The organism is Alkalibacterium indicireducens (assembly GCF_039522005.1).
Classification (GTDB): domain Bacteria; phylum Bacillota; class Bacilli; order Lactobacillales; family Carnobacteriaceae_A; genus Alkalibacterium; species Alkalibacterium indicireducens.
Map to the genome: position 1 here is coordinate 1 of NZ_BAAADA010000058.1, position 7,270 is coordinate 7,270.

Annotated in this window: 9 protein-coding genes; 2 read left to right on the forward strand and 7 right to left on the reverse strand. The window is 41.8% G+C overall.

The window, feature by feature from the left end; translation table 11 throughout:
- Positions 1-117: 117 nt before the first annotated feature.
- Together ABFX15_RS03950 and ABFX15_RS03955 are read right to left on the reverse strand one after the other, a co-directional pair.
- Positions 118-546 carry a hypothetical protein gene (locus ABFX15_RS03950; RefSeq protein ID WP_346024201.1) on the reverse strand — a complete coding sequence of 143 codons (429 nt, stop codon included), beginning with the start codon at positions 544-546 and terminating at the stop codon, positions 118-120.
- 59 nt (positions 547-605) lie between these two features.
- Positions 606-941 carry a hypothetical protein gene (locus tag ABFX15_RS03955; protein ID WP_346024202.1) on the reverse strand — a complete coding sequence of 112 codons (336 nt, stop codon included), beginning with the start codon at positions 939-941 and terminating at the stop codon, positions 606-608.
- A 385-nt stretch (positions 942-1,326) separates the two neighbouring features.
- Here ABFX15_RS03955 and ABFX15_RS03960 point away from each other — a divergent pair, with 385 nt between their 5' ends.
- Positions 1,327-1,662 carry a DUF6054 family protein gene (locus tag ABFX15_RS03960; protein ID WP_346024203.1) on the forward strand — a complete coding sequence of 112 codons (336 nt, stop codon included), beginning with the start codon at positions 1,327-1,329 and terminating at the stop codon, positions 1,660-1,662.
- Between the two features lie 124 nt (positions 1,663-1,786).
- Positions 1,787-3,046, forward strand: coding sequence for a hypothetical protein (locus tag ABFX15_RS03965; RefSeq protein ID WP_346024204.1), 1,260 nt, complete (start codon positions 1,787-1,789; stop codon positions 3,044-3,046).
- An 81-nt stretch (positions 3,047-3,127) separates the two neighbouring features.
- Here the strand turns inward: ABFX15_RS03965 and ABFX15_RS03970 are convergent, their stop codons facing one another.
- The 5 genes from ABFX15_RS03970 to ABFX15_RS03990 form a co-directional block, all read right to left on the reverse strand.
- A complete protein-coding gene (locus ABFX15_RS03970; RefSeq protein WP_346024205.1) occupies positions 3,128-4,030 on the reverse strand; it encodes a macrolide 2'-phosphotransferase in 903 nt (300 codons plus the stop codon).
- Positions 4,005-4,352, reverse strand: a complete 348-nt coding sequence (locus ABFX15_RS03975) for a DUF3784 domain-containing protein (RefSeq protein ID WP_346024206.1) — start codon at positions 4,350-4,352, stop codon at positions 4,005-4,007. The genes ABFX15_RS03970 and ABFX15_RS03975 overlap by 26 nt, the downstream gene beginning before the upstream one ends.
- 32 nt (positions 4,353-4,384) lie before the next feature.
- On the reverse strand, positions 4,385-4,945 hold the full coding sequence (locus ABFX15_RS03980) for a hypothetical protein (RefSeq protein WP_346024207.1): 561 nt from the start codon (positions 4,943-4,945) through the stop codon (positions 4,385-4,387).
- A 12-nt stretch (positions 4,946-4,957) separates the two neighbouring features.
- Positions 4,958-5,800: a patatin-like phospholipase family protein gene (locus ABFX15_RS03985; protein WP_346024208.1), complete on the reverse strand. Its 843-nt coding sequence runs from the start codon at positions 5,798-5,800 to the stop codon at positions 4,958-4,960.
- Between the two features lie 142 nt (positions 5,801-5,942).
- Positions 5,943-6,851, reverse strand: coding sequence for an alpha/beta hydrolase fold domain-containing protein (locus ABFX15_RS03990; protein ID WP_346024209.1), 909 nt, complete (start codon positions 6,849-6,851; stop codon positions 5,943-5,945).
- Positions 6,852-7,270: the final 419 nt, after the last annotated feature.

The following is a 7,270-nucleotide window of genomic DNA, read 5'->3' on the forward strand; positions in this document are numbered from 1 at the left end:
TCCGATTGGTATAGTCAGTGGGCCTTCACCACCTTTAATTTTTAGTTTTCATAAAAAATTTGACAGTTCCCACTCGCCTCTTCTGCTGGTATGGAAGGGCAGCAATCAACTATTAATCTATGCGTTACTGTTAATATCTTTCAGACTCTCTGAAATCACACTCACATGTAACAAAGCCTCATACTCGCTCATATATTCCAAACCGCCCTCGTCAACAAGACAATATAGAGGAAAATCATTTTCCTTATCTAGTGATCTAATATCCTTCTTGAAAAGCTGAACATCAACTGAAGACTTAATTAAATTAGTGACTTTGTATTCATTTTTGAGATAGTCTTGAAAAGTCTCAAACATAAAAAGACGAAAACTATAGTATGTATTTACAAAGTCTGCGAATTCTTTTAGAAAAGGCACGGCACTGTCTCTCTTTAGAAATACGTCAGTGAAATGATTGAAGTCTGTTATCGCGTGCTGCTTCTCATACGATTCATAGATGCTCTGGGTCAATTCGTTTGACTTGTCTACGTAATGTTGTAGTTGGCTCATTCTTATTCTGCCTCCCTGTTTTCACTGATCGTCATCCATGAGCTGAATGGATTATAATTTTATAGCGTATAGCATCTGTCCTCTACTTGGAATTCAGACTCTGTAATATAGAATGTATCTGAATCACCGTTAGTAAAAACCAGTTCTGCTGAGTGTGAGTCTTCTGAAATACTGCTGAATGGCTGTCTAGTCATGTCAATGTGCCAGTAAACAAATCTCTGCGGGTAAGCCAGTACGTCTTCCAGGTTAGAAAAATCCTCAGAAACACTGACATTAAAGTAATCAACCATATCTTCGTCAACAGTATATTCATCAATTCCTTCCGAGCTGGTTTCGTAAAAAGTAACTGAACTGACCTCACAGCCATCGATGTGATTAATCAGAAAATGATCCATACGGCTGTCTCTCCACATCAGAAAAGCGGTTAAAACCCATATGACAATGATTAGTAAATAATTTAAGACCCTTCAGCACTATCTTTTTAGTGGAACGGTCACTTTAATTATTCTGCATGAGACAAGTCCCTTTTCGATCTGAAATAATAGTATAAACGAATGCGCGAGTAAATCATACAAACATTATATCATAATAGGATGTTAATATATTATATAATATTTTTAGTCTCTTGATACATCGTGGACCAAAAGTATAAACTTGCTTCCTGGAAGGCGTAAGATAAGTTTAATAATACTTGAATATATGAGTCTGAAGAATGATTCCTTTTCCATCTATTAATGGTAAGATTACTTTAAATTCATTGATTGGAAAGTAGGATGGAAAATGGCTAAATATATTTACGAAACAACCGGAAATTTTGATAAGTTTGTAACTACTGTTCGTGATTTGGCTCAGGATATCAGTGCGACTACAAATTATGAAGACGGCCATCAATTCGGAAACACCAGCTCCTCGATGGTCTTTGAACGTTATAGTGTTGCCGGTTCAAGCAGAGTATCATTAAGCGTGATGATCACTGAAATCGATGGAATAATTCAACTTGTCGCTATTCCTTCTGGTGGCAGCCAGGCAATAGCATTCAAACTGAACAATATCGGTGAAGAAGCCTTTTTACAAAGATTCAAGGAATCACTGGAAACCAGCAGGAAGACCTGGTAATCATAATTATAAATTTTGAACTAATGGATTCTTCTACATAAATTCTTAACTATCATTCTATTAATCTGAAATATACTTTATACAAGCAGTTGCTAATATAATATAAGAAAATGGACGTGAGAAAATGATGAAGCATACTGAGTTACATAGCCTTGAAGCCGACCGACTTTTAAGCGACTCTTTAGAAGGATTCGCTGAAGCCGCCCTCTTCCCTGCTGACAAGCTGACAAAAGTGCCATACTGGAAAAAGCTCTGGAATGAAAAACGTCTGGAGAAATTACTGAGAGATTTGATGGATGACTTGGAGCCTCACATGTCGGAGCTGGCGGGTTATGCTGAGGATATGGATGATAAGCATTCAGACACCGTCAGTCGAGTTAAGCAGTTAGTTACTAAAACGCTTAAAGAGATCGATGAGAAACGTCTCCTCTTTGATCGGCCATTCCTGACTTACTTTATGTCTCAAGGCTATATGGATGTGGCAGAACATTTTATCGAGCGAGCGAAAAAAGAAGATCCGAATCTGAAAAATGAAGAGATTTTCCAGGCACTTAGAAATGTCTGGATCATGAATAGTCTTCAGCTTCTGTGGGATCAGCCTCTCACCCTCACCTCCCCTATGTACGCCTACAGTATGCTCTACCCGTACACTGATAATCTTCTGGATGATCCTGACGTGAGTGGAGATATTAAAGAAGCGTTTAATGATAGACTTAAACGTGTTTTGTCAGGAGAATCAGTTGAAGGATTAAATGCTAAAGAAACTCGGATGTTCGACTTAGTCGAAGACATTCATGCAGCCTTCCCGCCTGAAAACAATCCAGAGGTTTGTGAGAGTATTATGCTTATCCAAGCAGCTCAAATCGACAGTATGAGGCAATGTGGCGAAGATGAACTAACTAAAGAGGACCTGCTGAAAATCAGTTTCTACAAGGGAGGAACGTCGGTATTGGCGGACGCTTTTCTTGTTAGAGGGTCACTGAGTTATGAAGAGATGCTGTTTAGCTACCAGTACGGTGCTTTTCTTCAGCTACTGGATGATCTTCAGGATAAAGATGAAGATACAGAACAAGGCAATCAGACCCTTTTTTCCAGGATCAAATTAAATGAAAAAGCAGATGATGATATCCGTCAAGTCATAGCGTACATTTACTCGGTCAATACAAAATCGGCGTCAGATTCAAACCATGCTTCCTTACTGAAAGAAGTTATCGGTCAATGTACCCTGCTCATGATTATGGAAGCAGTAGGCAGGAACCCTGATACTGTCTCTGTAGCCTTTTATAAAGAACTTGAAGCCTGCTCAAAAGTCAGATTGTCCTTTTATAGAAAGCTTAATGAAAAAATCAGCACATTTATCAAGGAGTCCGAACTATTGGGCTGACTTAATTCCTTATAAAGCTAAAGGAACCCCTCCACCAGGAAAGATTGGACCTGATGAAGGGGTTCTTTTAGTCTTCTGAAATCAGTTACCTTTCAGCATATCTTCAGCCATCTTACGGTAGTCTTCCAGACCTGATGACTCGGCAAATTCGGCAATGGTAATGGCTTGAATAGAAAGGCGTTCGATCGTGTGCTCTTTCATCTTGGGCCAGGTCCGTCCACCGGCTGCTTTGTAAGCTTCAATCAGCTTGTCCAAACCGCCTTCACCAAACAGCATATAGACAGCGGAAAAATCGATCGACGGATCAGAACCTTCTGCTTCAGTCCAGTCAATGATCCCTGTGACTCGATTGTCATCATCGATAAGTGTGTGTCCTGGGAACAAGTCTCCGTGAACCATAACTGTGTGTTCCGGCCAGTAAGTCTTATCATTCACCCAAGTCTGCCACCTCTCCCAGAGCTTGTCCGATACAGTGTAGCTGTTTTTAATCTTGTTCATCCGGGTCTTCAACGTATTCTTTACCTCTTCCGCAGAATATATGTTGACCCCTGCTCTACTCGCTTCCTCCAGCGGCAGATTGTGCAAGGCAGCAAGGCTCTGTCCGAGTGAGGTGATGTATGTTTCAGGAACAGCTTCCGGGTCAAATACCCACTTCGGTTCCTGAGTTTCTGGGTCAGTTATGACGGCAGGCTTACCTGTAAGTTTTTTATATAAAATCAGGTCATCACACACTATTTGCCAGATGGGGACTTCAAACGTCGCCTGCTTACTTCTGATGAAATCAAGGAGTCTCTTTTCTTCCATGATTTTGTCGTAGACGTCTTTTCGCCTGGGAATTCTGCAGACCCATTCCTGTCCGGTTGTATCTTCTGCAAAGATGACCTCGAAATCCAGTCCCATGGATTCGAGAGTCATGGATGCTTCGATCAGATCGATTCCAGATGATGCAGCCTGATCTCTAACGCGTTTTGTTGTTTCGTTCATTGTATTCTTTCCCCCGTGTCGTATTTCCATCATACCTTTGAGCGATGATCAGGACGATGACTGTCCAAAGTAGAAAGACGATCGTGACCGGTGTCGGAGGAATGCTGATGCCCAGAAATTCCAGCAGAGCCATAAGCAGAAACGCTCCCCCGCTGATATAGGCGTAGATTCCTAGAAAGCGGCTGAGACCGTCAGTATCTACCTTTTTCTTTTTTTCTTTAGGCATCGTATTATACCCTGCGATCAGCATGTCCCATTTCAGAACATGCACGGCGAAGCCAATGATCAGCAGGAGAATGCCCATGAACAGATAAGTCCACATGTTAGTTCCTTCTTTCCAGGTTAAATTTATTATTATTTTTCAGTATGATAATTCTGAGGACGCCAGTTACCATCAGAGGCCTGTTTCAGAAAATCATAGGTCTGAAAGGCACTTGCGTTGGCTCCGAATACATCGGGGCCTTTTTCCTTAGTAATGGCGCCAAGCTCATAAAGAATCCACGTCATATACTTTTCCGCCCAGTTCTTGTCAGTCACCTGATACAGGCGTGATAAGGCAATGGCATCTCTATCTTCGAAGATGTCATCCAATGGGCGTCCCCTGCTATTTTCAATTTTGATAAAAGCACTTAAAATATCAAAAAAGCTGTCTCTCTGATGGACTGAAATTACTCCGGAATGGGTCATGACTTTGAAAACAGCCAGAAGTTCAATAATTTCTTTGTAATCGGGAAGGTTCAGATTACTGAGAATCTTCTGACTGTGTTCTCTCGTTTCTTCCATGGCGCTGATAAACAGCTTGAACTTACTTAGTTCCTCCTCGAATACAGGACCTTCTTTTGTAAAGTCCGGGTTGAAATACAGGTATTCTCTAACCCAGGGTTTCTCTTCTATCAGTTCAGTCAATTCAGACATGATACGCTCCTTTTAAGCATAGATATAGTGTTTAAGTTCATCCAGTCGTGCTGCAGTATCTTTTACACCCAGGTCATACATCATCTGAAGCTTGTCAGGGTCACGTTCGAGACGTTTGATCGGAATCGCTACAGAAGGACGGATAACGAAGGCCTCTTTCGTTTGCTCATCCTTTGTAATCTGCTCTACAGTATTGTTGTAGTTACGGTATCGCTGTTTCAAGGTCTCTTTAAACTGCGGATACTTTTTATACCACTGATCGATCAGGAAAGGGTTTGGCTTTGATTTTCTGTAGTCAAGCGGACGGGTGAGTATTACGATTTTTTTATCGTAACCCAGATCACTAGCTTTCTCGTACGGGATGCTGTCAGCTACGCCTCCATCCAGATAAGGGGTTCCTTCCAGGTCCACAGGTTTTGATACAAAGGGCATGGACCCTGATGCTCTAAGAGTTTCCATCTGACTGAATGGATCAGTGATCTGCTTGTATTCTGCCTTTCCAGTCTCCATATTAGTTACAGTGGCATAAAAATCGATGTTAGACTTTTTGAAGCTCTGTTCATCAAAGACATCCAGTGCATAAGGAACAGTATAATAGGCAAACTCCTTATTGATGATGTCACCTGTTCTGAGCAGATGCCTCATGCCCATGTAGCGTTTGTCTTTTAGATAGGTTTTGTTGTACCTGAGTGCTCTGCCTTGCTGTCCTGAAGCATAGTTGATTCCGAACAAGGCCCCGGCTGATACGGTAACCATACCGTTCACTTTTATTTTTTCATTCATTAGTGTGTCCAGCACACCTGCTGTATAAAGGCCTCTCATGCCTCCACCTTCCAGCACCATTCCTACTGACATCTTCTCACCTTTTCATGCATATACTAATGTTTCATCCTTTTTACTATACCATTTTTTAGCATACTTAAGAAAGATTCTTCTAGAAATCCATTGGCTAAAAAGAGCCCGTCTATTGGACTCTCTATCATTTCCGGAGCGTAGATTAATCACTTTCAGTATGTGACTGAAGGAAATTGATCATGATATCGATCACTTCCTGAGTGAAAAATGGTCCACCGCCGTGATCAGCTTCGTCTACACAGTAGAAAATGGAGTCAATGCCTCTCGAGGTGCAGATCGTATGCAGCTCCACGCTTTGCTCAAAAGGGACGATTGTGTCTCTATTGCCGTGCATGATCAGTAAGGGAGGATATGTCACATCGTCTTTTAAATAATGATGAACCGTACCCGCCATTTTTCTGTCGACTGCTCCATCTGATAAGAAATCAGCCAAAAGGAGATTTTCCGGACTGGTTGGAACGTCGTGTGGGACTGTCGAGTTAGGTGTGCTGATGGTAGTTAAATCAGTAACGCCATACAAATCGATTATCCCTCTAATATCTGGAAGAGGCCTACTGGACGCATCCAGTTGATCCGTCCCCCATGTGGCCCAGCTCAACAGCGCAGTATGTCCGCCGCTGGAATCACCTGACAGGAATAGGTTAGTGATGTCTATAGGCAGCTCATCGGCATGATCGGCCAGGTAACGGACCGCCGTCTTGCAGTCTTCGACGTGACTGGGAAATGTTGCATCTGGAATAGGCAGGTATTCGACAACTGCCAATATGTATCCACTCGTCACTATATCCTTGAAATCAAATATGTGACCATTCAGATTCTGCTTGAACCAGGCTGACCCCTGGACATGAACGACTACAGGGTAGCGTGTCGTTTCATTACCATGCTGGTCAGGATACACCATGCGGATCTTCAGATTTTGGCCATTCTTTCTAGTGTAGACTAGGTCTTCACTGTCCGCCCGTGCAAGTATATTTGTCAAATCACCCTTGACTGTTTTCATCCCGGGTGCTGTCGCTTCAGATTTTGGCATTGTTTCGGGAGTATAGGACATTCAATTACACACACCTTTCAAATGGGAATATCTTATCTATGAGTTTATATGTCCGGTCAATTGATGTCAATTTAACAAGTAATCGCTTCCTGAAGTCTGTATAAAAAAGCACAGAACTGAAGTTCACCGGATAGTTTCGTGCTGAACTATTTCCTGACGTAATATTCTATAGTTTAAGACATAAAACAATGCCTGAACTACACTCAATTTCGGATGAGTATAGTTCAGGCATCTGGTTCCTTGCTGTACTTAAGTTTACTTGTCCAATAATGAAGTTTATCCTTCTAGAATCAAATAAACTCAATTCAAGGTGAACTACCCACCACTTAAATCCTTTGGATTTTGAAGTGGGGGCTTCCTACGAACTCCATTCTTGTCTGCACAGACTTCATACAGACAGAGGAATCGGATAGGGGTAG

Coding starts and splice junctions, on each gene's coding strand:
- ABFX15_RS03950 (WP_346024201.1), bottom strand. CDS start 546: ATGAGCCAACTACAACATTACGTAGACAAGTCAAACGAATTGACCCAG.
- ABFX15_RS03955 (WP_346024202.1), bottom strand. CDS start 941: ATGGATCATTTTCTGATTAATCACATCGATGGCTGTGAGGTCAGTTCA.
- ABFX15_RS03960 (WP_346024203.1), top strand. CDS start 1,327: ATGGCTAAATATATTTACGAAACAACCGGAAATTTTGATAAGTTTGTA.
- ABFX15_RS03965 (WP_346024204.1), top strand. CDS start 1,787: ATGATGAAGCATACTGAGTTACATAGCCTTGAAGCCGACCGACTTTTA.
- ABFX15_RS03970 (WP_346024205.1), bottom strand. CDS start 4,030: ATGAACGAAACAACAAAACGCGTTAGAGATCAGGCTGCATCATCTGGA.
- ABFX15_RS03975 (WP_346024206.1), bottom strand. CDS start 4,352: ATGTGGACTTATCTGTTCATGGGCATTCTCCTGCTGATCATTGGCTTC.
- ABFX15_RS03980 (WP_346024207.1), bottom strand. CDS start 4,945: ATGTCTGAATTGACTGAACTGATAGAAGAGAAACCCTGGGTTAGAGAA.
- ABFX15_RS03985 (WP_346024208.1), bottom strand. CDS start 5,800: ATGTCAGTAGGAATGGTGCTGGAAGGTGGAGGCATGAGAGGCCTTTAT.
- ABFX15_RS03990 (WP_346024209.1), bottom strand. CDS start 6,851: ATGTCCTATACTCCCGAAACAATGCCAAAATCTGAAGCGACAGCACCC.